Here is a 26,452-nt window from a genome sequence, read left to right on the forward strand (position 1 = left end):
CATGACCGCCACGAAGAAGGTCGCCCTGCTGTGCTCCGCGGGCCTGCTGACCCCCCTCGCCATCGTCCTGGGCATCTGCATTTTGTTCGTGGCGGCAGTCGCCGGGGGCGCCGCCGAACGCGAGGAGCAGGGCGGCGAGGACACCGCGGGCACGGGAACACCCTCGGAGGTGGAGGGCGTGCACCCCACGATGCTCGCGGCCTACGGGCGGGCCGCCGAACGCGGCGCGAAACAGCGCCCCAAGTGCAAGGGGCTGCGGTGGTCGGTGATCGCCGGAATCGGCAAAGTCGAAAGCAACCACGCCGCAGGCCGGACGATCAAGGCGGACGGCACGATCACCCCGCGCATCCTCGGCCCCCAACTGAACGGCGGCGGCGTGGGCGGCAACACCACCCCGATCTACGACACCGACGCAGGCCGCTACGACGGCGACACCACCTACGACCGGGCGGTCGGCCCCATGCAGTTCATCCCCTCCACCTGGGCGGGCCCCAGCGGCGCCGACGGCAACGACGACGGAAAGAAAGACCCCAACAACGCCTTCGACGCGGCCCTGGGCACCGCTCTGTACCTGTGCGGAACCGGCACGAACGACCTGAGCGACGAAGTGCAGGCCCGCCGGGCGATCCTGCGATACAACGCCTCCGGCCAATATGCAGACGACGTCCTCGGACACATCCGCGAGTACGACCAGCTCTCCCTCACCTCTCTTGGCGGCCAGACGACAGCCCCGGGGAAGGCCGGAAAGGTCATCAAGCTGGCTATGGCCCAGCGCGGCACGAAGTACGTCTGGGGCGGCGGCAACACCCAGGGCCCGACCGGCGGCGGATTCGACTGCTCCGGCCTGCTCGTCTACGCCTACTACCAGGGCGCGGGCATCACCTTGCCCCGTACCTCCCAGGCCATGCGCAGCGCGGGCAAAGCCGTGACCCGATCAGAACTCCTCCCCGGCGACCTCATCGTCTTCAACGCCGACGGCAACTGGGGCCACGTCGGCCTCTACATCGGCAACGGCCAGATGGTGCACGCCCCCAACCCCCGGACACCGGTGGAGACCGCCTCCGTGACCAGCGGCGAGTGGGCCCGCGCCGACTGGACGATCCGCCGCGTCCTGTGAACTCTCCACGTCTGTACCCGCTTTGAGACGGGATTGAGGCAGAAGTCATCCGATGACTGTCAGTACTCGAATGTACGGTGAAACTGAACGATCGAGCTGGAACGGTAAGGAGAACTGAAATGTCCCGATGGACGCTGTACACCGGCGACTCCCTGACCCTCCTCCCCACCCTCGACACCCCCGTCGACGCCGTCATCTGCGACCCGCCCTACAACAGCGACGGCCGGACCATGACCGCCCGCACCACCCGAACCGCCCGGCAGAAGTACCTCACCGAGGGCGGCCGCAACCACGGCTTCGACCTCGGCGACTTCACCGGCGAGAACCGCGACCAGCGCTCCTACACCTCCTGGCTCTCCCAGATCCTGGCCCACGGCCATCGCCTCACCAGCCCCGGCGGCGCCGCCCTCGTCTTCACCGACTGGCGCCAGCTCCCCGCCACCACCGACGCCCTCCAAGCCGCCGGCTACACCTGGCGCGGCATCGCCGTCTGGCACAAGCCCCTCGCGCGACCCCAGGCCGGCCGCCTCAAGCAGGACTGCGAGTTCATCGTCTGGGGCTCCGCCGGCGCCATGGACCCCGGCAACAAGCCGGTCTACCTCCCCGGCCACTTCACCGGCAGCCAGCCCCGCGGCTCCAACCGCCAGCACATCACCCAGAAGCCCGTCGAGATGATGCGCGAACTCATCCGCATCGTCCCCGTCGACGGCACCGTCCTCGACCCCTTCACCGGCGCCGGCACCACCGGCGTCGCCGCCCTCAGGGAAGGCCGCCACTTCATCGGCATCGAACACTCAGCCAAGTACGCGAACATCGCCCGCACCCGCCTCACCGAGGCCATCGCCGCATAACCGGGAACCAGCCGCCGCGCGGGAAGAGGGCCCAAAGCGGCGCCGGACAACCCGGCGACGCTTCGGGCCCTCTCGGGTCTGAGCGAGGGGTAGGCGGCGACCAGTCCGTCAGGCCGTGCGCCAGGCCGACCTGCGCCCCAAGCGCGCAACTTCACCGCGTTGCGGCACCGACGCAGCAGCTCCGGGGCCAGCGCAGCGCAGTGGCGCTGCCCGGCGTCATGCCTGGGGAGGGATGGGAGGCCGGCCCGAAAACCGTTCAGTGGGCGGATTTTTCGCCAGTGTCGTCCATAGCGGCGCGGCACCACTGCAGTCCGGTGGCGTTCGAAGCAACATCGCCTACATTGTGCAGGATCAGTAGGTGACTGCCCGGGAGAGCTGCGCTCGTGGCCATGGCGGACAGCAGCCCGTCGGCCAGCGCGGTGCCATCATCCTTGGTGAGCGGATGGGCCCCCGACCCGTAGGGGCGCGCCTGGTGGTGGACCTCGTCGCCGCCGGCGACCACCAGGGTGAGGGACTGGGACGACTGGCTGTCCCACTTGACCTGCACGATGGTGTCGGCCCGCACCGCCCGGCTGCCGGAAATGCTGCTCTGTGTCCGTACCCATACGTCCTGCATCCCCATAAGCTCTTTCCCTTCCGAACCACAGCTGTGTCGACAACCCGATTCTGCTGCGTCGGCCTCGCCGGGAGAGGAGACTCGGGAAGACACCAGCCGAGCGGTGTGGCTCACGTGTGCGGCTCACTGCCTTTCTCTCGGGCTTGAAGTCGAGTGGAGGCGACGGACGCCACGTTTTCCCAGCTCAGTGGCATGATTCGTTCGGTGCCGTGTGCGCGACAGGTGTCGTGGATGCAGGTAGCGACTGGTACGGCTTAGATGTTCACGAGTTCGACAGCACAGGGGGGCTTCAGCTCGTTCCGATGCCAGACCGTGGCGCGTTGACCGTTCAGCCCTGGTGCCAGACCAGCGTGTAGCGCCAGAACAGTCGCCGGCGCAGCCGTGCGCCGGGTAGTTCATGGCGAGCCTCGCGCACGATGTCTGCGAAGTTCACGGTCGCCGGTCGGGTCGGGGCGGTCATCGAGGTCGGTCGCGGTGACTTGCGGCCCTTGTTCTTGATCCATGCCATGGCGACATTCGACGGAATGGCGACGGCGTCGATCAGGTAGTCGCTCCGAGACTGTGGGCGGTAGAGACCGATGACGACCAGGGTTCCGCCGGGCGTCAGGTGCTGTCGAAAGCGGGTTAGGGCGTTGCTAAACGGCAGGTGATGGATGGTGGCGACACATGTGATGACGTCGTAGGGGCCAGGGGGTATCTCGTTCAGTGCGTCTCCGACGGTGAAGGTCACCGGGGCGGGCGGGGCTGTGAGCTCCCGCGCGCGAGCGACGATGTCGGCGTCCACGTCGACGCCGTGCACCACTCCTGCCCGTGAGGCCAGGAGCCTGGCAAGGTCACCGCTGCCCGATCCGACGTCCAGGGCGCTGTTGAAGCGTCTCGGGAGCTGACGCAGGATCCACCGGTGGTAGTGGGCGTTGTGGTCCCAGGGATGGGTGGCATGGAACTGTTCGAGTGCTCGAAGGACGCGGGGCAGCAGTGTCGTCATGGCGTGAGTCCATCAAAGGTCGGTCACCTGGGACACCGTCGTCGGGTAACCGCTGAGGGCGATGATGCGGTCAGCGGTTGAGCTGGGCCATCAGCTCACGGTTCGCGGCGCGGGCGGCTTCGAGGTCTTCGTCCCGTTCCGCAAGTTCGCCGCGGAGGTCGAGAATCTGCTGTTCCAGCTCGGTGGCGCGGCGTGTGAGCGTCTCGATGTCGGCCGGGGCGCCGAGGCCGGATGCTTCCCAAGCCGTCTGGCCCAGAGCCTCGGACAGGCGCCGTTCGAGCCGGGTGATGTGCGCGGCCAGTCACCCGTTGCGGGCCGTGAGGTTCGCGACGTCGGCCAGCAGCGACTTGCGGCTGACCTGCGTTCCGGCAGTCGTGCCGGACCCTCCGTCGGAACACCCCGCCCACCCCCAGATGATCGCGGCTGTCGATGCCCTGGCCCACCGCCTGTGGACCGACACCTCCTGCCAGCGCTTGTAGGGCCCGGCGACCCGGGCGCCGCGTGGCCACTGGCCGCGTACGGCGCCCGGCGCCCCCGGACGCGGCCCGAGCCGGGTCACCGTCGCCCGATGAACGCACGGGTAAGGACGTAGGGAAGTACGCAAAAAGCCCCCACCTTGCAGATGGCGACCATGGCGAAGAAGACCCAGAAGCGGACAGCAATTGGCGCCGCCCGCCCGGCAGAAGTACCTCACCGAGGGCGGCCGCAACCACGGCTTCGACCTCGGCGACTTCACCGGCGAGACTCGCCTTCGACATAGGGGCGCAGCGCCTTGATGATCTTGTCCGGGTCTATGTCCTCGCGAACGTGGGCCGGGCGGTTATCGGGAGAGTAGTTCAACGTGCCTGGGCAGATGCCTTGCCCCTCGATCCTGAAACGGGTGATCAGCTTGGAGGTCTTCGCTTCGAGCAGCAGGTAGGTGGCCCGAGCCTGGATCAGCCGTACCTCGCCATATCCCCGGTAGTTGCACTCGATGTCCGTCAGAGTGACTGGTTCCACGTACTCGCACACGACCAGCTGAGCGGTGTACGGCTCGCTGTCGGGTGCCGTCCAGTGAGGAGGCAAGGTCTCATCCATCGGGAAACGAAGAGCGACCGGGTGCGGGCCTGGCCCGGTATAGGGCTTCGCCTCTTCGGTGTAGGTCGTGGGGTGTACCCCCCGCTCGGCCGCAGCGGACGCTGGGCACGGGTTGTAGGGCAGGACGGGTGAGCTGGGCTCGAACGCTGTGCCGTCCACGACCAGGACGACCATGGTCGCGACAGGGACGATGATCAAAGGGGCGAGAACCGCTGGTCGTATTCTGAACATCGCCTCTCCGATGATGCACGTCAGCGAGCCAGCGGTGAATCGGATGAGATGACTCGCCGGCGCCGATGGGCAGGCCCTCGCGCTGTCTTCCTTCCTCACACTGGTGGTCTAACTTCCCTGGCAAAATACCCGACTTCGCTGTCAGGTGACACGGCTGATCACGATGCGGTCACGGCGGAGAGGTTCTTACAGGCCGACGTCACACGAGAGCCGAAAACCGAACCTGTACAAGGTGACCCGGCGGGATAGGCCCGCCCCACTTTTCAGGAGCGCCCTGTGGCGAGCACCGCAGATGAGCCCGAGCGGCCCCTTGACCGGTGGGAGCAGCCCCCCCTCCGTCTCGGGAAGAGGCGAGGATTGCGCCATGCGACCCACCGAGGAGCGCGGGCCTCGACCGGTCGGCCTCGCTGCGAAAGCAGTCCGCTCGGTCAGCGCGGGCCGGCGGATGGGTGAGCGCCCGCGGCGTCGCTTACGAAGCTTGTCCAGTGCGGTCGCGCCGCAGCTGCCCGGCCCGGCCCACGGCTGTGACCGGCAGCGGGCGACCTGGTGGCCGCACTCCGAGCACCGGGGCGTAGGGGTGTTGCGGGGCGGGAATGACGCGGAACATGAGTACGGATGATGGGGATCGTTTAGGTGGAGAGAGCCTGGGAGCGGGAGAGCCAGGCGAGGGCACCCGTTCGTCTGCCACAGCGCGGCCGGAGCCTGATCGGCCCGATAGTGAGGGGCCGCCAGACACCGGGGCCTCGGGTTCCGCGCAGCCATCATCCGGCCCGGAGAGCTCGTCAGGCTTCTGGGGCCAGCAGCGCGCGAGGCTCACGCTGTTGGGAGAAGTAGTGGGCGTGGTCGGCGGTGTGGCAGCCCTGGTCTTCCTGTTCTGGCCCGACGCCCAGCCCAAACCCGAGCCCGGCCCGCCACCGCCTTTCACGTTGGTCGACTCCGACGTCGACCGGGAGGAGAACGTCGCTGCCGATATCGTGCTCGTCGAGGGGGAACCGGTGAAGCCGGCCCACGAGAGCGCCTCGGTCGTCAGCGCGGTCCTGAGAAACAGCGGTGACAATCCGGTACTGATCACCAAGGCCGACGTGCACCTGAGCGCGGTAAGGGAAGCCGGTTGCAGCAGCGGTGGGGGCCTGGCCGACATCCAGGCGCAGTACGACATCAAGGTGCCGCTCGAGGCGGAAGAGGGCGCGGTCGTGACCCGCAAGATGAAGTACGCGCTGCCGCCCCACTCCCAGGAGCGCGTGGCATTCACGGTCGGCCCCGAACACTTCTACGAGGGCTCACAGCCCTGGATCTACACGTTCACGATCACCATCCACGCGGATGACGGCTCCACCGTGACAGTGCCCGAGGTCTCGTATCTCTCACCGCTGAAAGGAGCCAAGGGATTCCTTGGCAACGCCCGGCATGCGGTGAGTCATCCCGAAGGCAGCATCATCAATCCGGCCTGTGTCTCCCGCCAGGCACGTTCGGTGGCGCAGCTGGTCAAAGCAGCGAAGCGCCCATCGCCCGAGCTGAGAGAATTCAGCGCAGAACTCTCCCGTATCGCCGCCCAGTAAACCGCGGCGGGCAGGTGGCGCCGGCAAGCCCCTCACGCTCGACCAGGCCCACGAGAAGATCCGCGCAGCCCTCGCCCGAGCCGCCGAAACCCCGCGTGCGCAGTGGAGCTGGGCCATCCTCGACGCAGACGAGACGATCGGCCTGATCTCCCTGCGGCGTCGAACCCCGTCCGTGGGCACCATCAGCTACATCTGGTGAGGTTCCAGCGCAGCTTGGTCGCGGTCCACTCCGCGCCGTACCGGCACAGGGCTCCGGGGGTGGGCGGAAGCCACTCGGCGGGGTCATGGTCGCTCTTGGAGCGGTTGGTGCGGGCGGTGACCGCGACCAGCGAGGAGGCCTGGCCCTGGTCGTTGGCGTAGGCCTCGCGGCGGGCGGCTGTCCAGGCCGAGGCGCCGGAGTCCCAGGCTTCAGCGAGGGGCACCATGTGGTCGATGTCCAGGCCGCCGGCCCCGTCGACGGTGACCTCGTCGTAGTACGAGAACCAAGCGCCCCCGGTGATGGAGCACCTGGGCCCGACCTCGGGCGCGATGATGGCCTCGGCGATGAGGACTTCCTTGCGGGTATTGCAGCCGTCCGTGTGGTTGGCGCCCGCAGTCCAGTGCTTGAACGCGGTCCTGGAGTACCCGGCCCGCGACTCGTCGGCGGACTGGAGTGCGGCCACGGCAGCGTCAATCGGCAGCACCGTCGGGGCGGCGTTCTTCGTCTCGGCGGCGGGAGAGGAGGGCGGCCAGGGCGAGGGTGGCGGCTGTACGCATCAAGGTGATCTTCACGGGCGTGCCAACGACCCCACCACCAGCAACGTCACGCCCTGGTAGCTCTCGTGGCGTTCCAGGCTCAGTCTCCTGCCGTGGGTTCCAGGGGTGCGCTCCACTGGCTGCGGCCGTCGTGGCCCACTTCGGAGTTGAAGTCGGCCCGGCGGGGCCCCGGACTGCTCTGAAGGAGGTGTTCGGGTGGCCGCGGGCAGTGATCGGAAAAGGTTGTGCTGACGCTGGTTCCGATATCACATCTGGAAGATCACCTTCCGATTATGAAGACCTTAAAGATCTGTACAACTCCCCTTGCGACTACAGAAGATCGCCTTCTGCCCAGACGGTCTTGTCAAGCCCTCTGGTGGGTTTCGTGACGAGAGGGGTACATGTTGTCCATATTTGGGTCGCCGCTGTCCAGAGGGGGGCGGCGAAGACGCGTGACCAGGCGGGTGATTTCGCTTGCTCTCCCGTCGTTCCTGGTGACGGGGCTGCTGTCGGCGGCCCCGGCAGCAGCTGAGGACACCGACTTCTCTGCCGCTGAGCAGAGGAGCATCACGGCCTCGTACTGGGCGTCTGGCGGCACTGGTGTCCGTGAAGCGGCTGAGAAGGCGCTGTTGGGGTCGGAGGCGGATATTGCCGCCTTCTTCGCGGAGTTGTCATCGCTTCAGGCGGTCGACGACCGTGTAGACGTCTCCCGCGTCATCAACTCCGGCGGGCACGGGGTCCGTGAGGCCGGCAAGGCGGCGCTGCGGGGTACGCATGCCGACGTCGAGGCGTTCCTGACCGGAGGTTGGAAGGCCCCTCACGAGCAGGACCTCCGCGTGGAGGTGTCGACGATCGTCAACACCGGCGGGGTCGGGGTCAAGGAAGCGGGGCAGACCGCGCTCAAGGGCAGCATGGAGGATGTCCGCGCGTTCCTGGACGAGGGGCAGTACACCGCCCAGCTGGCTGATGACCGCGTCCTGGTCTCGAAGCTGCATGCCAGCGGTGGCCCGAACATGAAGGCCGCCGCCAAGCTGGCGCTCGCGGGCACGCCGGACGACATCGCGGAGTTCCTGGAGGTCGGGCAGTTCATCGCCCGTGACCGAGACCAGGAACACTCCACCATTGCGCAGCTGACGGAGCAGGCGGAGCAGGCCGGCAAGCGGGCGGAGCGAGCCACAGAGCAGGCGAAGGAGTCCTCGGAGAAGGCGGTTGCCGCCGCGGCTCTGGCCAAGGAGGCCGCCGACAAGGCCGAGGCCGAGGCCAAGGCCGCGCGTGACGATGCCAAGCTGGCGGCGACCAAGGCCAAGCAGGCGGCGGATGCCGCCCGGGCGGCGGGCGAAGCGGCGCAGACCGCGATCGGCTCGGCGCTGGCCGCGCAGCGTACAGCCCGGATCGCGGCCACGGCCGCAGCGCAGACTGCTCAGGCTGCGGTCAACGCCGCGAATGCTGCGACCCGTGCGTCCAACGCGGCGACCGCAGCCCGTGGCGACAAGAACCTGGCCCAGGACGCCCTCGATCGCGCAGCCGAAGCCGAGAAAGCCGCCGACGTGGCGCGGAAGGCCAAGGACGCCGCCAAGAAGGCCGCCACGGCCAGCCTCGCCGCGGCAGAAGCGATCGTCGCCGCACGCTCAGCGACGGGCAACGCCAACGCGGCAGCTGACGCGGCGGATGCGGCTGCCGCCCATGCCGCGGCAGCGGGTGCATCTTCGGCCGAGGCGAAGCGAGCGGCGGCAGAGACCCGCCGTCACGCTGCGGCAGCCGACCGCGCCGCCGACACTGCGGAGGCACTCGCCCGGCGCGCCGCCGCCGCCGCCAGCCAGGCCCAGACCGCCGCTGACGACGCCGCCACGCATGCGGACAACGCCGCCGCTGCCGCCAAGGAAGCCGCAGCCCACGCTGGTGAATCCGCAGGGCATGCGGAAGACGCCGACCGCTACGCCACCGTCGCCGACCAGGCCGCGACCGCCGCAGAGAAGGCGGTCGCAACGGCACGCTCCGTGTACAGCCTTGCGCGCGAGACCGAGGAAGCTGAGCTCACCACCCGTACCGAGGCCGGGCAGGAGCTTGCCAAGACGCAGAAAGCGACGGCGGACTCCTACACCTCCGAAATCGCCTCGCAGGTCGTCGACATCCGTGCCATCGCCAAGGATGCGGAGGACCTGGCCGCGAAGGCCGAAGCGGGTGACACCGCGACCGAAGTGATCGTGACCGAGGGCCGCAAGCTCGCCCTGCGGTCCGCCCACCACTTCGGGTCATGGCACCGAGAAGCCGCCATGCTCGCACTCGGCGGGACCGACGAGGAGGTCGTCGACTACGTCGAACACGGCTGGCGCAAGGCGCAGGACGACGAGAACCGTCAGCAGGTCACCGACCTGTCGGTGAGCAGCCCGTACGAGGTTGTCCGCACCGAAGCTGCCCGCCTGGCGGCAGACGGTACCGCGACCGAGCTGGAGGACTTCCTCCGCACCGGCCGACACGAGATAGCCGTGGCCGACTACCGCGTGGAGGCTTCCAAGCTCCACAACGAGGGGGGCCCGGCCGTCCAAGAGCAGGCGGAGAAGGTGCTCGCCGACGGAAGCCCCGCGGCGCTGCACGCGTTCCTCACGGCAGGACAGTACATAGCCCGCAACGGAGACGAGCGGGTCACCGCCAGTACCCTTGCCGGGACCGGCGGACCTGAGCAGGAGTCAGCCGCCAGGATCGCTCTTCTCGGACCTGCCGACAAGCTCACGACCTACCTCCAGTCCGGCCAGCACATGGCCGAGCGCAAGGACGACCTCACCGCGACTCACGTCCACCGGGTCCAGCGGATGATCGCCGAAGGCGAACTGGTCGCCGCCAAGGCACGCGCCGACAGCTGGACAGCGGCAGCAGCCGCAGCCGTCGCCAAGGGCGCGGCGAGCAAGGCGGCCGAATACGCAGCCAACGCCTCCGCCAGCGCGAAGGCCGCAGAGGGACACGCCAAGGACGCCCGTCAGTCAGCCAACGAAGCCGCCACCAGCGCCCAGAAGGCCGCAGAATCGGCCACAACCGCCCGCAAAGCCGCCAACGACGCGGCAGGCAGCGCCCAGCGAGCGGAAGAGAGCGCGGCCAACGCCGCCTTCGACGCAGCCTGGGCCGACAGCTCCGCCTACCTGGCCCGTCAAGCCTCCGACGAAGCCCGGACAGACGCCGTAGCCGCCGGAAAATCCGCCGAAGAAGCCGAAGCACTGGCCGGCGCCGCCTGGCAGAGCGTGGCCGACAAACGCCGCGCTGAACTGGCCGAGGCCCGCCGCCAGGCAGCCGAGGAGCGCCGGCAACTCCGTGAGGAACGTCAACAGGCCGCCGAGAAGCGACCGACCTGCTACCTGTACATGACCCGGGACAGTGTCCCGCCCTGCGCGATGGCCGGCGAACCGCTCAGCCTCCCGCCGGTGGACCCAAGAGCAGCGGCCTTTGTCACGGAAGTACTTGGTGTCAACGAGGCCATCGCCTGCGCGAAGGACCCCCTCAACCCTGAGTGCCTCGTCGTCCTCGCTGCTGCCCTGCCGCCCATCAGAGGGCTCAAGGTCGCGGACAACCTCATCGACGCGATCAACACAGGCGACAAGTCGCTCGACAAGGTCAACGACGCGGCAAAGGTCACCAGGCTGGTAAGGCTGGACAAGGTCAAGAAAGTCCTCCTGGACAGCAACGGAAATATGTACGGCAAGCCGGGATCCACCCTCGTTCAAGAAATCAGCAAAGAGCAGATGGAACGACTGGTGGCAGACTTGCGGGATCAGCTAGGGAAGCCTGATGGGGTGGCGGAAGTGCCAGGTAAAGGCTTCTCGGAGTACTGGAAGAATGATGACGGTACGATAAATATCCGTGACTTCAGTGGCTCCGGAGGGAAGGGTGACGTGACGATCGACCTCAAGGGTACTTTCAGGAAAGAGCTCGGACTTAAGCGCTACCATGTTCCTAGTGGCGGCTAGGTGTTGCAATGTGAGGTCATTCCCTTTCCGGATTGATGATGTCCTCGCGTTGTAACTGGTGTGTCGTCAGTGTGGCCTACGGGACCTAGGGTCGGAGATGCGGCCTTCCGGCATACCTGCGCGGTATACCGGAAGGCCGCAATCGAGTAGATCTATTCGCGTATGCGATCGCCGACGACCGCCCGAGCGAAAAGGAGATATCGATGACGGGCATGGAATTTCAAGAAGCTCTTGATTACATCGTCGAGTATGCGCGATCCGCGACCGTTCCGTTTGATGTGGTATGGGACTGTGCGGATGAGGTATCGGGCTTTGAAGGCTCCTTCGAAGATTTGCGCCGGAATTCCATCGATCTCATCTCTGGAATGATCGATAATCATGTTGGTGTCGGATATCTCAGCAGGGTGTCAGGAGAGGATCTGATCCTATGGGAAGGATCCAAGCTTGAAATTCTTGAAAAGATCGACAGCGATATGAGGCGCATTGCTGAGCCAGACGAGTTCATGAACATCTGCTGGTTCGTCATCGATCGAGGACGTAACTCGAAACTCCGCGCGCCCGTTGACTCTGATCCGCCTCCCGAAGCGAGTTTTGCTCGTTGGATCAGGAAGGACGGGGTAGACCTCGATGATTGAACTCGAATCAATAGGTGGCCCGCCAGCCGAGATGAGCTCAGGCTGACACCTTTCGGCCCATATCAAATATCCGTACTGCTAAGAGGGAATCAGGATGAAGGCATTCAGGAGTGCAAGGCGGACAGGTCTCGCGGGGATAGCAGCATGTTTGTTCACTACTGCTGCCGTAACGGTCGCCGGGGGGGCGTCGGCCCAGGCCGAGGGAACTGCACAGGCTGCGGCCGACGGCATGCCAGCCATCGTCGAAGACTTCAACTACCCCGGTGCCGACCGCGTACTGGCGGAGCGGAACATCACGCTGAAGCGTGGAGACGGGCGCATCACGCTGGTCGACTGCTCTGAGGCATGGAACATCAAGGTCGAGTCCCGGCTCGACAACAACGGGTACTGCTTCCTTGCCACCACGGACGAGGGCTGGCTGACGCTGGAACTGCCCGACGCCTGGGGCGTGTGGGCCGAGGACCACCCGGTCACCGCAACCCTCACGGCGGAGGGCAAGGAGACCGTCGTCAACGTCCCCTCCAACGACTACAAGCCGGTCGGCGAATCCGGTGACACCGGCCTCCGTTCCGTCCTCGTCGAACTGAGGGTAAACGGCTGACCAGCCCCGCACCCTCATCGCGTCACCGCCCCGCTACACATCACACACGGCGCCCAGACCGTCAGTCGCGCGCCTCATGAACTTCAGGAACTCCGAAATGTCTCTCGCACGTCCGAAAGCCGCCGTGATCGGTGCGGCTCTGTGTGCCGCTCTCAGCGGTGCCCTCCTGCCGGCCACCGCCGCGCACGCAGTCACCGGTACCGCTGGCGCCGACGGCGCCTTCACCTTCACGGCCCGGCTCGACATCGGCTCGGGCGACCGCGCATGCTCCGGCGCCCTCGTCGACACCCAGTGGGTGCTCACGGCTGCCAGCTGCTTCGCCGACTCACCTGATCAGAGCTTCACCATCAGGGCCGGCAAGCCCGCCAAGACCACCACGGCCACCATCGGCCGCACCGACCTGACCACCTCCGCGGGCCAGGTCCGTACCGTTGTCGAACTGGTGCCGCGCACCGACCGGGACCTCGTCCTGGCTCGCCTGAACAAGCCCGTCACCGGCATCACCCCCGCCAAGATCAGCAGCACCGCGCCCACCACCGGCGAAACCCTGACCGTGCCGGGCTACGGCCGCACCACCAACGAGTGGTCCCCCCGCAAGCTGCACACCGGAACCTTCAAGGTCACCGCCATCCAGTCGCCGACCATCGAGATCGACGGCCAGAACGGCGTCTCGGTCTGTGCGGGTGACACTGGCGCACCCACCCTGCGGCAGACGGCAAACGGTCACGAACTGATCGGCATCAACTCTCGCTCCTGGCAGGGAGGGTGCTTCGGTCAAAACCCGGACGAAACCCGCACCGCAGCGCAGAACGTGCGCATGGACAACCTGGGCAGCTGGGTCGAAGACACCATCTCCGCCGCCCCCATCACCGACTTCAACGGCGACGGCGTTGAAGACATAGCCATCGCCGACGCCAAGGCGAGCGTCGGCGGCAACGCCGGTGCCGGTCTGGTCCGCATCGTTCACGGCGGAGGCAAGGGCACCGCACAGATCGACCAGGACCTGGACTGGGTGCCCGGCGGCGCCGAAGCCGGCGACAGCTTCGGCGCGGCGATGGACACGGTCGACTACAACCAGGACGGCTACACCGACCTTGTCGTCGCCGCCCCCGGAGAAGACCTCAACGGCAAAGCCGACGCTGGCATGGCCGACATCCTCTACGGCGGCCCCGACGGTCTCGGCTCCGGCACTCTGAAGAACACCCACCTCGAACAGGGGTCGGGCACTGGTGCTCTCGCCGGCGTTGCCTCCGAAGCCGGGGACCGCATGGGCGAGGCACTGGCGGCCGGCACCACAGCAGGTGGCCGCCCGTGGATCGTCATCGGCACTCCCGGCGAGGCCATCGGCGACCTCGCCAAGGCAGGCGTGGCCTACTACGTCTACGGAAACACCAGCTTCACCCTCCACCAGAACCTGCCCACCGAGGTGCCCGGCACCGCAGAGGCCGGCGACGAGTTCGGCGCCTCCGTCGCGGGCGACGAGCACCACTTCGCGATCGGTGCCCCTGGCGAGGCCATCGGCACCGAGGACAACTCGGGCACCGTTGCCCTCTTCCGGCACGCCCTGGACGCGGACGGCCGTCCGATCACGATCGGCGGCATGGACCAGGACAACGCCAAGGTCGCAGGCGGCGCCGAAGCAGACGACGAGTTCGGCGCGGCACTGTCCATGACCGCCTACCGGCCCACCGGTGCGACCAGCGCCGACACCTCCATGCTCGCGGTCGGCTCCCCGGGCGAAGGCGTCACTGTCGACGGTAAGGACCAGGCGAACGCGGGACGGGCCGTGCTGATCCGGATCAACCCGGACCACACCTGGGACTACCTGCGCGAGCTGAAGCAGGGCGACAGTGAGGACACCGTCGGAGGCACCTCCGAAGCAGGCGACCGCATGGGCGAGTCGGTGACTTCGGTCAACACCAACCCGGGTGAGGTCCCCAAGGCCGACAACCTCGTGGTCGCGGTCGGCACTCCCGGTGAGGCCATCGGCTCTCTCGCCAACGCGGGCGCGATCCACAGTTTCTCCATGCTCGGTGCTGCCGGCGACAACGACGTGTGGATCGAAGCAGGCGACGGAGACGGCATCCCCGGCAACCCCGCCGCAAACCATCGCCTCGGCGAGAGCATCCACTTCACCGGAACCCACCTCTACGCCGGCGTGCCCTACGGGCCGGGCCCGCGCGGCGCCCTCCACGCCCTGCCCATAGGCAACCTGACCCTCAACGGCACCCACGGCACCGTCACCACCTACCAGCCCGGCGCCGACGGCCTGCCCGCCGCAGGTACGACCTTCGGCACCGCAGCCCGGTAAGCGCAGACCTCGATGCACACCACCCGGCGCAAAGCCAGAACTTTGCGCCGGGACTGGTGCACCCGGGGACGAGGAGACCAGCCCTACGACGTCACCCGGCGCCAGCAGAGCGCGACGCGGGGAGGCGTGGAAGAACCTGGATATTCGCCCCTATCCAGGCCACGAAGCGGCGCCATGCCACCTGCAGACTCCGCACATCGCACATCCTCACGGGGCCACGATGAAGCTGCCAGCGAGCATCAGCTGTTGTGCCCCCAACGGCGGCTCGGCGATCGGCCCCCTGCCCATGCTGATCGTTCCAACCGCTTCGCCCGCGTAACCCCCGACGCTGTCACCGCGCAGTTGGCCGAGCTGAACCAGAAGTATCGGCAGGCCTGAGACCGTACCTATCGGCAGCGCTGCCGACAGGCGAGGGGCCTTGACGTCGAGCTCGGCGCACGGGGCGGTCATGCGCAATCATCCGCAACTGGTTCCCCAGAGGGCGACCATGGCGTTGGTTTTTTCGGGACGGACCCGACATCGGGCGGTGGGAACTGCCCCGCCGGTGTGGGTGGACACCGACTCGGCCAGCGGGTCGGAGCTGGTGCTGCACGGCATGGGCGCAGACGTGGCGACTCGTACCGCCCGCAGCCAGTACAGCCCGCCCGTTGACGACACGTCACCTGCGCCCCCGGCCCGGATGGTGAAGCAGATCAGGAAGGCGTGTGATGCAGCTGAAGCCGCGCGCACCCGGCTTTGAGACCTCCTGGGCTCCGACCGCTGGCGCGCCCTGCACCTGGAACTGCGCCACGTCTACGCCGTAGGGGAGGAGCAGCAGGTCTACGAGGTGTAGCTGCGGGATGGGAGCGTGCCCGCGGACCACTCGCCGTTCTGGAGCGGCTGGCTGCCGCTGGTGGAGCGGAAGATGGCCCGCGGGGTGGCTGTGCAGCGGGCCCGGATCGTGTCCGAGATCGGATCATTGGAAGCGGGTATCAGCGGCACCCGATTTCGCACGAGCGCTTCCCCCGCTCTGCTGCGTCTTCAGGCCTTGGACTACCGCCCCCATTTTTACTTGTGTAATGCATCCAAAGTTCTTCGCCGAGGTTTGGGTGATCTTCGCTGCAACCCTGACTAAACGTCAGGAGCACCACGTCCGATACCCGATGTACAGGCGGAACGTCCAGGTAGATGACCGTTGCTGCGCATCCGCAGAGGCCCCTAGGAAGGTCGGTGGCAACAACACAACCGATCAGCTCCGCGCCCGGGACGAGAGCGCGGGGCCAGTAGGGGGACTTCTCTCTTGTCTGGATCTTCCAGAAGAAGACGCATGCTTTCGCGCATCGGCGTCATCGCAGCATCTCTGGTGCTGCTCGGCTCCGGAACAGCCACCGCAGCCGCAGATCTCATTACCCGCACCGACCCCAGTGCCCCGCCGTCTGCGACCCCCGCGGCGGGGCCGGAGAAGAACACACGAGCGGGCAGCCGGCCCGTATCTGGCAAGACTCCGAAGGCCGGCCCGACCTTCACATAGACCGACGGGACCTGGCAGGTCAACCGAACCGAAGCCGTCCTGCGCAACACCGTCAGCGACGCTGACGGTGACAAGGCCAACCTGACTTTTGAGGTCTGGACGACCAACGCCGACGGGAGCCCCAAGGCAAAGGTCGAGATCAAGGACCGGCCCTACGGCGTGCTCGTCTCCGACTACGTCGCCTCCGGCAAGACCGCCGAAGTAGAGATACCCCACGGCAACCTCAAGCCCGGCGTCACCTACACGTTCCACACCTCGGCCTACGACGGCAGTCTGTACGAGACGGACTGGTCCCCCTGGGCCAAGTTCAAGATCCGCGACCGTGCGGTCGACATCAAGGTGCCCGAGCCGGATAAGGGCGCGCCAACTCTCAACCAGGACGACCACCAGCAGCCGCAGAAGATCGCTCAGCCCACCATGGCGGCGGTCGACCCGACCCAGCCGCCCATGGGCCGGAGCGCCGCAGACGGCTGGAACTGCGGCGAACTGAACGAGGAGACCGGCATCCAGCCGTGCTCGCGGCTCGTGCCTGACGACAGCAAGAAGACCCGCGACGCCCTCACCAAGGGCACCGGCAGCGCCAAGGCGGCGCTGCCTCACCTGGTCGACTGGTGCCCCAACCTCATGGACTCGCACATCAAGCGATACGAGGCGTGCATCGGCAGCTTCCTCTTCGAATACGAAGGCATCGTCGTCAAGGACGGCAAGCCGACCGGTGAAGTACTCAACTCTGACAAATCCGTTAGTGATCACTAGGTGAGTGATGCGCTGGCCTGTGGATCTAGTGATCGGTTCAGGATTCTGCGCTGTGGCGTGGCGTGTCTCCGAGCTGGGGTTTCCGTGGAGGTTCGGAAGCCGCGGAGGCTCTGAAGTGCAAGTTCAGTGATCATCTAGGAATGTAGTGATCGTTGCAGGATTTCCTTCTCGCTGCGTGGTTCAGGTGGATTGCTCTGTGCTGGTCAGGGGCTGGCGGGTCGTGCCTGAGAGGCGGCGGCAGGGCCAGCGCGTGGCCTTGGCCGTCGAGGCGATCCGCCCCTGTCCGGGGGCTGTTGCTCGGTAGCGATGTTTCCCGGAATGGGTGAGTACCACGAAGACCGTGAGCAGGTCACCGAGGCCTATCGGCTCCAGGTGAAGGAGAAGATCGCCGCACTGTGGGAGAGTATTGGTTTCCAGCCGTTCCGCCGCGGGGTATGGCTCCTGGACACCGCCCTGCGCCGACCGGAGGAACTCATGCAGGCCCGCCGCGCTCAACTGCGCGCGCTCGGCACGGCCTTCCAGTAGTCCGGGTCCGTCAGAGCGGCTCGGCGGACGCCACGGCTGGTGCGGACGGCACCGGGTCGTGCCGGTGAGGCCGTGTACGATCCGGCCTTTCCTGCGGGCGTTGGTCTGGTTCAGGCACGCCGTGACCGCAGCGAACGGCTCCCGCTCCCGAAGTTCGGCGAACTGCCGTAGATGCCCGCGCCGTGGCGCCCGACTGAGGCGTTCGACCGACTGACCCGCCGTGCTCCTGACGGCTCGTGGGCTGGCCCGGCGACTGTGAGTGCTCGAGGTGGTTTATGCAGGGGTGCGTTTAGTTCGGCGTAGCAGGGTGAGGGTGGTGACGGCGGCGAGGGTCATCCAGGTTTTGCCGAGGATCTGTCCTGGGAGGTAGTCGAGGGAGCCGAAGGCGAGTTGGAGGAACAGGAGGCTGTCGGCGAGCAGGCCGACAGCGTTCGAGGCAAGCATTGCGAGGAGCAGTCCGCGTTGCCGCAGCGGCTCGTAGACGGCGAAGTCCATGGTTTCGGCTACGGCGAAGGCGATCGCGGAGGCTGTTGCGAGGTTTGGGTCGGCCAGGAGGTAGGACAGGAGGGTGCCGATGGCTATGGCGGTGAGGACGGCACCGCGGCCTGCGGCTTCTCGTGCGAGGTCGCGCAGTACGAGGGCGAGGCCGACCATGTACACCCCGGCGGGGGCGGTGTAGCCGAGGCCTACTGGGACGACGCCGAGGTGGGTGACGGCGAGGTTGGCGGCCGGGATGGTCGCGATGTAAGCGAGGAGAGTGAGGATTCCAGCGCGAGCGGGGACGTTCACGATCTACTTTCTGTGGTGATCGAGGCATAGCGCGCCCTGTTTGACGACGGACGGGCGCGGAGACAAACCTTGGGCAGTTCACCACGTGGCACTGACAGCCGGATGGTTCGTTCTTCGGCTTCAGCTGCCGAGGTGTCGTGGCGGCCACATCCCAGATCGGCATCTGCTACGAGCTTTGAGGCCAGGACCGGTTTCTCCGCGCGCGCTGGATGATGGTCGATCCGCTGGCCCGTGGTGCGGGGTGTCGCACAAGCCGGGGCTGGCTCGGTGCCCCCGGCAGCCGTTGCCGAATCCGGGTCGCTGTGGTGGCAGTGGAGAGTGAGGCCCCCTGCTCGCAGGGGACAAGGGGGCGCCGAACGCGCAGGGCTGCTTCGAGCATGCGAGTCCTGGAGCAGCGGCGGGGCGCCGAGCGGCACTGCGTGTCCATGTGCCGCCGTGACGCGCGGGCGATGGACACCTCTTGTGCGGTACTGGCGCGCCCGGCGCCTTCAGTGGTGAGTCCGCGTTGGAGTCCTCAGCAGGTGTGGTGCAGGGTGGCGATGGCGTCGTGGCTGTGGATGCTTTCGAGGTTTTTCGCGGTGACGGTGTGGGTGAGTACTTTGTCGCGGCAGGTGAGGCTGATGTCGCGGATGATGTCTTCGACGAAGACGGGGTGGTCGTAGGCCTGCATGGTGACGACGCGTTCGTCGGGCCGTTTGATCAGCGGGATGACGGGGGCGGAACCGGTGGCGCGCAGCAGGTCGACGATCTCGTGGACGGGCAGGGGATAGGGGGCGTCCGCGGTCCCGGTGATCTCCAGGGTGATCTCGCTGCGCTGGTTGTGGGCGCCATAGTCGGAGATGGCCTTCGAACAGGGGCACAGGCTGGTGACATGCGTGGTCACCGCAGTGGCGACCGTGCAGTCGGAGGTGGTGATGCGGCCGGTGACGGTGACGTCGTGGGTCTGCCAGGACTCTCGTCGGCTGGCGGGAGCGGTTACCGAGGTGGCGATAGGCAGCGACAGGGTCAGGGTGAGAGCCGGGGCGTCGAGAAGGGTGAGGCCTCGTTTGAGGGCGAGGGGCAATTCCTGCGGGGTGAGCGTGGCGACTTCCTCGTGCACGAGGGCGATCATGCGGCTCATGTGGGTGCCGCGCCGGTCGTCTTGCAGGCCGACGGTCACGCTGATGTCGGCGATGCCCTGCTGTCGGGTGTGGCCGTCGTCGAAGGTGAGGGGATAGCGCAGGCCGCTGATGCCCACTTCGTCGATGGCGATGCCTCGGCGGTCGTGTTCGTTTTGGATGTCGTGCATGCTCACGCGCCTCGGTAGGTGCAGCCGGAGGTGCAGGTTTCCCGCACTGTGATCGCGGACAGTGCGGGAAGCTCGTCGATCAGCCGGTCCCAGATCCAGCGGGCCAGGTTCTCGCTGGTGGGGTTGTCCAGTCCTTCGATGTCGTTCAGGTAATAGTGGTCGAGTTGCGCGTCGATGGGTTTGAAGGCGCGTTTGACGTCGCCGAAGTCCATGACCCAGCCCAGTTCTGCGTCGACGGGGGCTTCGACGTGCACGATCACCTTGTAGGAGTGGCCATGCAGGCGCGCGCATTTGTGGCCCTCCGGCACGCGGGGCAGTCGGTGTGCCGCTTCGAAGGTGAATTCGCGAAAGATTTCCATTACTGAATTCCCAGATACTTGTGCGTCTGGAGGGAGAGTGTCCAGCGCGGGTTCTTCATGCAGTACTCGACGGCTGCACGGGTGTGGGCTTCGCGGTGGGCGTCGTCCAGCGGTTGCAGCCGGAAGTGGTGGAAGTCCAGGTCTTCGAACTGGGCGGGATCGCCTCCGGCCTGCGGGTAGACCAACTTCAGTTCGTCGCCCTGGGTGAGGACCAGGGTGGAGCCGATCTTGGGGCTGACGCACAGCCAGTCGATCCCGCGGGGAGCCGGGCGGGTGCCGTTGGTCTCCACCGCGACTTCGAAGCCTCGCTCGTGCAGCGCGTCGATGGCTTCCTCATCCAACTGAAGCAGGGGCTCTCCGCCGGTGCACACCACGAACCGGTGGGCCGGGTCGGCGCTGGGCCAGGCGGCCTCGACGGCGGCCGCCAGATCCTGCGGGGTGCGGAAGCGGCCGCCGCCTTCACCGTCGGTGCCGACGAAGTCGGTGTCGCAGAACTGGCAGACGGCGCGGGCGCGGTCCTGTTCCCGGCCCGTCCACAGGTTGCAGCGGGAGAAACGGCAGAACACCGCAGGGCGCCCTGCGTGGCTGCCCTCGCCCTGCAGGGTGTAGAAAATTTCCTTGATCAGGTAGGTCATGCTCAGGCGCTCTGGTATCGGACGGGGTCCTTCACACCGGCTTCAGCGAAGCCCTTCAGACGCAGCAGGCAAGTGTCGCACCGGCCGCAGGCCCGCCCCTGCTCGTCGGGGTCGTAGCAGGAAGAGGTAAGGGAGTAGTCCACGCCCAGGCGCATGCCCTCGCGCACGATGTCGGCCTTGGACAGCGCGATCAAGGGGGAGTGCAGGGTCATCTTCGAACTTCCTTCCACCCCGGCCCGGGTGGCCAGGTTGGCCATGGTGGCGAAAGCCTCCATGTACTCGGGGCGGCAGTCGGGGTAGCCGCTGTAGTCCACGGCCGTGACCCCGGTGAAGATGTCGCTCGCGCCGACCGTCTCGGCGAACGCCAGCGCGAAGGACAGGAAGATCGTGTTGCGGGCCGGCACATACGTGATCGGTACCCCGCCCTCCTCGACCTCCTCCAGCTTTTCGTGCTTGGGCACCTCGATGTCCGACGTCAGGGCAGAGCCGCCGAAGACACGAAGATCAATGTCGGCAATGACGTGCCGGGCCACACCCTGGACCTGCGCCACACGCTGAGCCGCCTCCAACTCGATGCTGTGCCGCTGGCCGTAGCGGAAGCTGAGCGCGTAGGGAGTGAAGCCCTGGTCCTTGGCGATGGCCAGCACCGTGGTCGAGTCCAGGCCGCCGCTCAGCAACACGATCGCGGGACGGTCCATGCTGTCACTCCCTTATCTGCAGTCCAGTTTCCTCAGCCGAGGCAGATGCAGCCTACCCCCCTAACTACCGGCTACAGTAACCACAACAACACGCGAGTTACGGAAGCCAGGGGTCGAGCCGCAGTGAACGAGTTGCCCATCGTGGTCACGTGCACGGACCGGAAGACCTCACCGCCCCCCCCGGCCCTGCAGGCGCGCACCCTGCCCGTCGGCGACCTGCCGCAGCGAGCCGCTAAATGGGCCCGCCGCCTGCAAACAGCCGATAGCCGGCAAACGGCACTGCAGGACCTCTACCAAGGGGATCAGTGGCGGCGCGCGCTCGCTCTCACCGACGCCGCAACCCGCGCGGGCTTCGTCCCCCGCCTCTACGCAGCCTCGGCCGGCCTGGGCCTGCGGCCAGTCTCCAGCCTCGCGCCGTCGTATGCCGCGACTTTCCTGCCACGACATGCAGATTCCGTGGCTTCCTCCAGTTCTGAGGCATCCCTGTGGTGGGAACACCTCCAGCAGTTGGACGGCACCGGCGACCTGTCCCAGATCGCGATCGCCGCCGGACGGGCCCTGGTGGTGGTGTCGGAGACCTATGCCCACGCCATGCAGCGTGACTTGCACCGTCTCGCCGCCACCGGCGCCGAGACGGTATTGATCGGGGGCGCCTGCGAGGTGGAGGGGATACTGCGGGTGCCGGCCAACGCCGCCCTGCGCCAAGCCCTCGGTGGAACCCTCACCAGCCTGAACACCCGCACGGCAGCATCCTGGCTCGAGCACTGCACACCGGGCCGCCTCATCAACCCCCAGGCGCAGGCGCGTTGGGCCGCCTGGGCCGCGCAGGCTGCCCGGCCCGAACGCTACGCCCGCACCCCCGTGCCGGACGAGACGGTGATCACCTTCATCAAAGAGATGAAGAGCCTCCACCCCGACTCGTCCCGTACCCGTCTGCTGCGTCTGTTCAGAGACAAGGGGATGGCCTGCGAACAGAAGCGGTTCGCAGACCTGTACAAAACAACGATTGGCTGCTGATGACTTCCACTGTGCTTAAGCGCCGGGCCCTGCGGATCGAGCAGCATCCCACGATCCCTTTGTATGTGTTCACGCTGGCGGCCGAAGAGGTCCACCAGGTCGCCGACGTCGCGCGGATCTCCCGGGACGAAGCCGGCAGGCTCATCGGTTACCAGCGCCCCGAGAAGAAGCAGCACGTCAAACAGATCCTGGAATACCTCGATGGCGAAGAGGTCCTCTTCCCCAATGGACTGATCCTCGCTCTGCCCTCCGACGTGCGCTTCAAGTCCAGCCCCGGCCCCGGCAGCAGCGACGGCCTGTGCACCTCCGGGACCCTGGAGATCACGCTGCCCGACTCCCCCGACGCCCCCCGGCCAGCCTGGATCGTCGACGGCCAGCAGCGCAGCCTCGCCCTGGCCCGCACCCGCAACACCCGCCTGGCCGTGACCATCGCCGGCTTCGTCGCCGAAGACCTCGAGACCCAGCGAGACCAGTTCCTGCGCGTGAACACGGTCTCTCCACTGCCGACCAACCTCGTCACCGAACTACTCCCCGAAGTCGGCACGCTCCTGCCCACCAAACTCTCCGCCCGAAAACTTCCCTCGGTCCTGGTCGAAGCCCTCAACCACGACAAGGACTCGCCCTTCCGCGGACTGGTGCGCCGCCCCTCCACCACCGTGGAGCAAAAAGCGGAGGCCGTCGTCACCGACAACAGCCTCACCACGGCCATCCAGGAATCCCTCAATTCCCCGTCCGGCGCCTTCTTCCCCTATAAAAACCTCTCCAACGGCACCGTCGACACCGCCACCATCCGGCAGATCCTCGTCATCTACTGGAGCGCGGTCCGTGACACCTTCCCCGATGCATGGGGACTGCCCGCGACCCGGAGCCGGCTGATGCACGGAGTGGGAATCCGCTCCATGGGACGCCTCATGGACCGCGTGATGATGGCCATCCCTCCCGCCTCCCCCCACGCACTCGAGCAGGCACGCGCCGAACTCGCCCTGATCGCACCGCACTGCCGCTGGACCGAAGGGCGCTGGCCGGACCTCAACATCCCCTGGAACGAACTCCAGAACAATCCGCGCCACATCTCAACCCTCTCGAACTACCTCCTCCGTATCTATGTGCAGGAAAAGGCAAAAGCCGCGTGAAATTCTATTTCCCTGACAGCCAGGACCTGGTGAGCCCCACCTACGACTTCGTCAACGACGAGTACTCGCCCTACCGAGTCCGCCAACGCGACGACGTCTACGCTCACCAGGCCGTGACGCCGATCCCCTACGACGGGATCCTCGTCAGCAAGGCGGTTGTCGACGGATCCGTGAAGGGTGCGGGAAAGTACTCCTCCCCGCAGCGCGAGCGCTTCTACCGCCTGGGCGTGAGGAACTTCTTCCGCCTTCCCGAACCCTGCTCCACCATCGGCGACTGCGGAGCCTTCAACTACATCGACGAAGAGCGCCCGCCCTACGAAGTGGACGAAGTCCTCGACTTCTACGGCCGCTGCGGATTCGACGCCGGCATCAGCATTGACCACATCATCTTCGGATACATTCCCGAAGAATCAGATGCGCAACCGGAAGACGCTTGGATCACTCGGCAGCAGATCTCCCTGGAACTGGCCGAAGAATTCTTCGCCGCAACCCAAAAATCAGGCACGCGCTTCGAACCAGTCGGTGCGGCACAGGGGTGGGGCCCGCAAAGCTACGCGCACAGCGTGGAGCAGTTGCAGAAGATGGGATACCGGCGCATTGCCCTGGGCGGCATGGTCCCCCTCAAATCGCACGAAATCCTTTCCTGCCTGCGGGCCATCGACAGCATCCGCTCCCCGGAAACACGACTGCATCTCCTCGGCATCAACCGAGTCGACAGTATGGAGCAGTTCGCCCGCCACGGCGTGACCAGTTTCGACAGCACCTCCGCCTTCCGCCAGGCCTTCATGGACGACCGAAATAACTACCACACGGCTACCTCCTCCTACACGGCCATCAGAGTCCCTCAGGTCGACGGAAACCCTGCCCTCAAACGGCTCATTCTCTCCGGCAGTGTGTCGCAGGCGGACGCCATCATCGCCGAACGAGCATGCCTGAGCGCCCTGCGAGAATTCGACGCCAAGGAAAACTCCGTAGAGGACGTCCTTGCCGTCCTTGCAACTTACGAATCCCTCGTGCTCGGGCCGAAGAAGAAGAGCTATCTTGAATTCTATAAGCGCACCCTGAATGAGGCGCCCTGGCGTACCTGTCCCTGCGCACTATGCAAGAAGCACGGCGTCGAGATCGTGATATTCCGGGGCAGTGAGCGAAACAAGCGCCGCGGTTTCCACAATCTGACCGTGCTTGAAGCAAAAATGCGAAAACTTACCTTCGGGTAAAATTCTTTCTTATACTTTTTTGAACCATGTCAGGAGATGCGATGGCCGACCGCTACGAACTCAGGCTCCCTGCACTTGAAGTGCGCCAGGGCGACAGGAAAATCTACTGCTTCGCTGTCGACGGGAAGAAGATCCACAGTTTCGCCGCCGTCTCCCGCGTCCGGCGCGACGACGAAAGTGCCCTGCACGGCTACCAGCGGCCCGAGGTCCTCAGCCACATCCGGGGCATCCGCCGCTACCTCGAGTCCGACAACGCCATGCTCCCCAACGCCCTGGTCCTGGCCTTCGACGACTCCGTCAGGTTCGAGACCGGAGCCCGCCGAAGCACTGGCGTCGAATACTCCGTCCCGGGTGAGTTGGTCATTTCCGTCGATGAATCCCTTCCCGACGAAGAAAAGCCCGCCCTGATCGTGGACGGCCAGCAGCGCAGCGCCGCCATCCGTGACGCGGACCTAGCCGAATTCCCCGTCGCCGCAGTCGGGTTCATCGCCGACAACAGCGAAGACCAGCGCTCCCAGTTCATCCTGGTCAACTCCACCAAGCCGCTGCCCAAGGGCCTCATCCACGAGCTGCTGCCGGAAACAAGCGGCCACCTCCCGCCTGCCTACGCCCGCAAGCGCCTGCCGGCGCAGCTGATGACCCGTCTCAACACCGACGGCCAGGGCCCCTTCTACGGCCGCATCGCCAGCCCCACCTCACCGCACGGCAACATCAAAGACACCGCCGTGCTGCGCATGCTGGAACACAGCCTCTTCGAAGGGGCCCTCTATCAGTACCGCAACCCCGAAGACGGCTCCGGCGACGTCGACCGCATGCTCCAGCACTTGCGCTCCTTTTGGACCATCGTGCGGGACACTTTCAGCGACGCCTGGAAACTCCCGCCCCGCCAGTCCCGCCTCACCCACGGAGCTGGCATCCAGGCCATGGGCTTCGTCATGGATAACCTCACCGACGGCATGCCGGCCGAAGACGTTGACTGCGACCACATCCGCAACGCCATCCTGGGCCTGATGCCGGTCGTCGCCTGGACTTCTGGCATGTGGCGCTTCCCCGACGGTGAACAGCGCCGCTGGAACGGCCTGCAAAACACCCCCAACGACATCCGCCTGCTCACCGACCTCCTGGTCCGCGCAGGGCGAAGCTGACCTGGTTCACCGTGTCCGAATGACAGGACACGGTGAACATCTGTCCGGGCCTGCCGGCGCACCGGGGTTGGCGATGGTGGCTGTCTACTACCGGACGAACCTCACGATGCGGCAGCTCGCGCCGCTGTTTGGGGTGTCGCCGGCCACGGTGTGCAGGGTCAGCCAGCGGCTACGGCCCCTCCTCGCGCTCGGGGCAGCCTCACGTCCGGACCGGCTGTGGATCGTGGACGGCACGCTTGTCCCGGTCCGCGACCGCAAGGTCGGCGCCTCGAGCCGCAACTACCGCTTCTCGGCGAACGTGCAGGTCATCAATCAACGCCGACACACGCCTGGTTGTGGCCACCGCCCGTCCGGCCCCGGGCAACAAGGCCGACGCCCATGTCTGGCGCAACTCCGGCCTGCCGGACCAGTGCCGGGGTGTCACGGTGCTCGGCGACGGCGCCTACATCAACGCCGGCCTGGTAGTCCCGCACCGGAAACGACCCGGCCAGCCTCTCCTGGCCGGCGAGGAAGCTGACAACGCGGAACATCGCCGGGTCCGTGGGCGGGTTGAGCATGCCTTCGCCTGCATGAAGCACTACAAGATCCTTCGTAACTGTCGACAGCGCGACGACGGCCTCCACCACGCCGTACAAGCTGTCGCACACATGCACAACCTCGCCCCGGCCGCGTGATCACAAGAGCCGCAGTCGGGCCCTGACCTACA

Annotated in this window: 22 protein-coding genes and 2 pseudogenes; 14 read left to right on the forward strand and 10 right to left on the reverse strand. The window is 66.6% G+C overall.

Annotated elements, in window-relative coordinates; all coding sequences use genetic code 11:
* Position 1: 1 nt before the first annotated feature.
* Together ACFWMZ_RS08485 and ACFWMZ_RS08490 are read left to right on the forward strand one after the other, a co-directional pair.
* Positions 2-1,117: an NlpC/P60 family protein gene (locus tag ACFWMZ_RS08485; RefSeq protein WP_383200241.1), complete on the forward strand. Its 1,116-nt coding sequence runs from the start codon at positions 2-4 to the stop codon at positions 1,115-1,117.
* Positions 1,118-1,236: 119 nt separating this feature from the next.
* On the forward strand, positions 1,237-1,968 hold the full coding sequence (locus ACFWMZ_RS08490; protein ID WP_383200244.1) for a DNA-methyltransferase: 732 nt from the start codon (positions 1,237-1,239) through the stop codon (positions 1,966-1,968).
* A 256-nt stretch (positions 1,969-2,224) separates the two neighbouring features.
* On the opposite strand, the gene ACFWMZ_RS08495 is transcribed toward ACFWMZ_RS08490, so the two are convergent.
* From ACFWMZ_RS08495 to ACFWMZ_RS08505, 3 genes are all read right to left on the reverse strand, one after another.
* Complete coding sequence (locus ACFWMZ_RS08495; protein WP_383200247.1) at positions 2,225-2,584, reverse strand: hypothetical protein; 360 nt, start codon at positions 2,582-2,584, stop codon at positions 2,225-2,227.
* A gap of 328 nt (positions 2,585-2,912) precedes the next feature.
* Positions 2,913-3,569: a class I SAM-dependent methyltransferase gene (locus ACFWMZ_RS08500; protein WP_383200249.1), complete on the reverse strand. Its 657-nt coding sequence runs from the start codon at positions 3,567-3,569 to the stop codon at positions 2,913-2,915.
* A gap of 732 nt (positions 3,570-4,301) precedes the next feature.
* On the reverse strand, positions 4,302-4,820 hold the full coding sequence (locus tag ACFWMZ_RS08505) for a hypothetical protein (protein WP_383200252.1): 519 nt from the start codon (positions 4,818-4,820) through the stop codon (positions 4,302-4,304).
* A gap of 890 nt (positions 4,821-5,710) precedes the next feature.
* Here ACFWMZ_RS08505 and ACFWMZ_RS08510 point away from each other — a divergent pair.
* Entirely contained in the window at positions 5,711-6,436 is a 726-nt protein-coding gene (locus ACFWMZ_RS08510; RefSeq protein WP_383200255.1) for a hypothetical protein, read from the forward strand.
* Positions 6,437-6,630: 194 nt separating this feature from the next.
* On the opposite strand, the pseudogene ACFWMZ_RS08515 reads toward ACFWMZ_RS08510, so the two are convergent.
* Positions 6,631-7,158, reverse strand: a pseudogene (locus tag ACFWMZ_RS08515) (HNH endonuclease family protein); the annotation flags it as partial.
* Positions 7,159-7,623: 465 nt separating this feature from the next.
* On the opposite strand from ACFWMZ_RS08515, the gene ACFWMZ_RS08520 reads away from it, so the two are divergent.
* The 4 genes from ACFWMZ_RS08520 to ACFWMZ_RS08535 all read left to right on the forward strand — a co-directional run bounded on the left by ACFWMZ_RS08520 (position 7,624) and on the right by ACFWMZ_RS08535 (position 14,674).
* Entirely contained in the window at positions 7,624-11,127 is a 3,504-nt protein-coding gene (locus ACFWMZ_RS08520) for an ALF repeat-containing protein (protein WP_383200258.1), read from the forward strand.
* A gap of 203 nt (positions 11,128-11,330) precedes the next feature.
* Positions 11,331-11,762 (forward strand): hypothetical protein, encoded by a 432-nt coding sequence (locus tag ACFWMZ_RS08525; protein ID WP_383200261.1) that lies wholly within the window; start codon positions 11,331-11,333, stop codon positions 11,760-11,762.
* A gap of 229 nt (positions 11,763-11,991) precedes the next feature.
* Positions 11,992-12,363, forward strand: a complete 372-nt coding sequence (locus ACFWMZ_RS08530; RefSeq protein ID WP_383200264.1) for a hypothetical protein — start codon at positions 11,992-11,994, stop codon at positions 12,361-12,363.
* A 97-nt stretch (positions 12,364-12,460) separates the two neighbouring features.
* A complete protein-coding gene (locus ACFWMZ_RS08535) occupies positions 12,461-14,674 on the forward strand; it encodes a trypsin-like serine protease (protein ID WP_383200266.1) in 2,214 nt (737 codons plus the stop codon).
* 207 nt (positions 14,675-14,881) lie between these two features.
* Here ACFWMZ_RS08535 and ACFWMZ_RS08540 read toward each other — a convergent pair whose 3' ends face one another.
* Positions 14,882-15,124 (reverse strand): hypothetical protein, encoded by a 243-nt coding sequence (locus ACFWMZ_RS08540; RefSeq protein ID WP_383200269.1) that lies wholly within the window; start codon positions 15,122-15,124, stop codon positions 14,882-14,884.
* A 1,219-nt stretch (positions 15,125-16,343) separates the two neighbouring features.
* On the opposite strand from ACFWMZ_RS08540, the gene ACFWMZ_RS08545 reads away from it, so the two are divergent.
* Positions 16,344-16,940, forward strand: a complete 597-nt coding sequence (locus tag ACFWMZ_RS08545) for a hypothetical protein (RefSeq protein ID WP_383200272.1) — start codon at positions 16,344-16,346, stop codon at positions 16,938-16,940.
* 318 nt (positions 16,941-17,258) lie between these two features.
* Positions 17,259-17,465, forward strand: coding sequence for a hypothetical protein (locus tag ACFWMZ_RS08550; protein ID WP_266469325.1), 207 nt, complete (start codon positions 17,259-17,261; stop codon positions 17,463-17,465).
* A 273-nt stretch (positions 17,466-17,738) separates the two neighbouring features.
* Here ACFWMZ_RS08550 and ACFWMZ_RS08555 read toward each other — a convergent pair whose 3' ends face one another.
* The 5 genes from ACFWMZ_RS08555 to queC all read right to left on the reverse strand — a co-directional run bounded on the left by ACFWMZ_RS08555 (position 17,739) and on the right by queC (position 21,234).
* Positions 17,739-18,254, reverse strand: a complete 516-nt coding sequence (locus tag ACFWMZ_RS08555) for a VUT family protein (RefSeq protein WP_266469323.1) — start codon at positions 18,252-18,254, stop codon at positions 17,739-17,741.
* A gap of 514 nt (positions 18,255-18,768) precedes the next feature.
* A complete protein-coding gene (locus ACFWMZ_RS08560; RefSeq protein WP_266469321.1) occupies positions 18,769-19,542 on the reverse strand; it encodes a GTP cyclohydrolase I FolE2 in 774 nt (257 codons plus the stop codon).
* Between the two features lie 2 nt (positions 19,543-19,544).
* On the reverse strand, positions 19,545-19,901 hold the full coding sequence (queD, locus tag ACFWMZ_RS08565; RefSeq protein ID WP_151513676.1) for a 6-carboxytetrahydropterin synthase QueD: 357 nt from the start codon (positions 19,899-19,901) through the stop codon (positions 19,545-19,547).
* Positions 19,901-20,536, reverse strand: a complete 636-nt coding sequence (gene queE / locus ACFWMZ_RS08570; protein WP_266469315.1) for a 7-carboxy-7-deazaguanine synthase — start codon at positions 20,534-20,536, stop codon at positions 19,901-19,903. Before queE ends, queD begins: the two co-directional genes overlap by 1 nt.
* 2 nt (positions 20,537-20,538) lie before the next feature.
* Complete coding sequence (gene queC / locus ACFWMZ_RS08575) at positions 20,539-21,234, reverse strand: 7-cyano-7-deazaguanine synthase QueC (RefSeq protein WP_266469312.1); 696 nt, start codon at positions 21,232-21,234, stop codon at positions 20,539-20,541.
* Positions 21,235-21,357: 123 nt separating this feature from the next.
* Here queC and ACFWMZ_RS08580 point away from each other — a divergent pair, with 123 nt between their 5' ends.
* The 5 genes and pseudogenes from ACFWMZ_RS08580 to ACFWMZ_RS08600 all read left to right on the forward strand — a co-directional run.
* A complete protein-coding gene (locus tag ACFWMZ_RS08580; RefSeq protein WP_383200279.1) occupies positions 21,358-22,251 on the forward strand; it encodes a hypothetical protein in 894 nt (297 codons plus the stop codon).
* The gene (gene dbpB, locus ACFWMZ_RS08585; RefSeq protein WP_266469307.1) at positions 22,251-23,384 is read left to right on the forward strand and encodes a DGQHR domain-containing protein DpdB; all 1,134 of its coding nucleotides are present in this window, start codon (positions 22,251-22,253) and stop codon (positions 23,382-23,384) included. Before ACFWMZ_RS08580 ends, dbpB (ACFWMZ_RS08585) begins: the two co-directional genes overlap by 1 nt.
* Positions 23,381-24,601, forward strand: coding sequence for a tRNA-guanine transglycosylase DpdA (gene dpdA, locus ACFWMZ_RS08590; protein ID WP_383200283.1), 1,221 nt, complete (start codon positions 23,381-23,383; stop codon positions 24,599-24,601). The genes dbpB (ACFWMZ_RS08585) and dpdA overlap by 4 nt, the downstream gene beginning before the upstream one ends.
* 41 nt (positions 24,602-24,642) lie before the next feature.
* Positions 24,643-25,746: a DGQHR domain-containing protein DpdB gene (gene dbpB / locus ACFWMZ_RS08595; RefSeq protein ID WP_266469302.1), complete on the forward strand. Its 1,104-nt coding sequence runs from the start codon at positions 24,643-24,645 to the stop codon at positions 25,744-25,746.
* A gap of 73 nt (positions 25,747-25,819) precedes the next feature.
* Positions 25,820-26,420, forward strand: a pseudogene (locus tag ACFWMZ_RS08600) (transposase family protein); the annotation flags it as partial.
* Positions 26,421-26,452 lie beyond the last annotated feature (32 nt).

Origin of the sequence: Streptomyces sp. NPDC058373 (genome assembly GCF_042723275.1) — a bacterium.
Classification (GTDB): domain Bacteria; phylum Actinomycetota; class Actinomycetes; order Streptomycetales; family Streptomycetaceae; genus Streptomyces.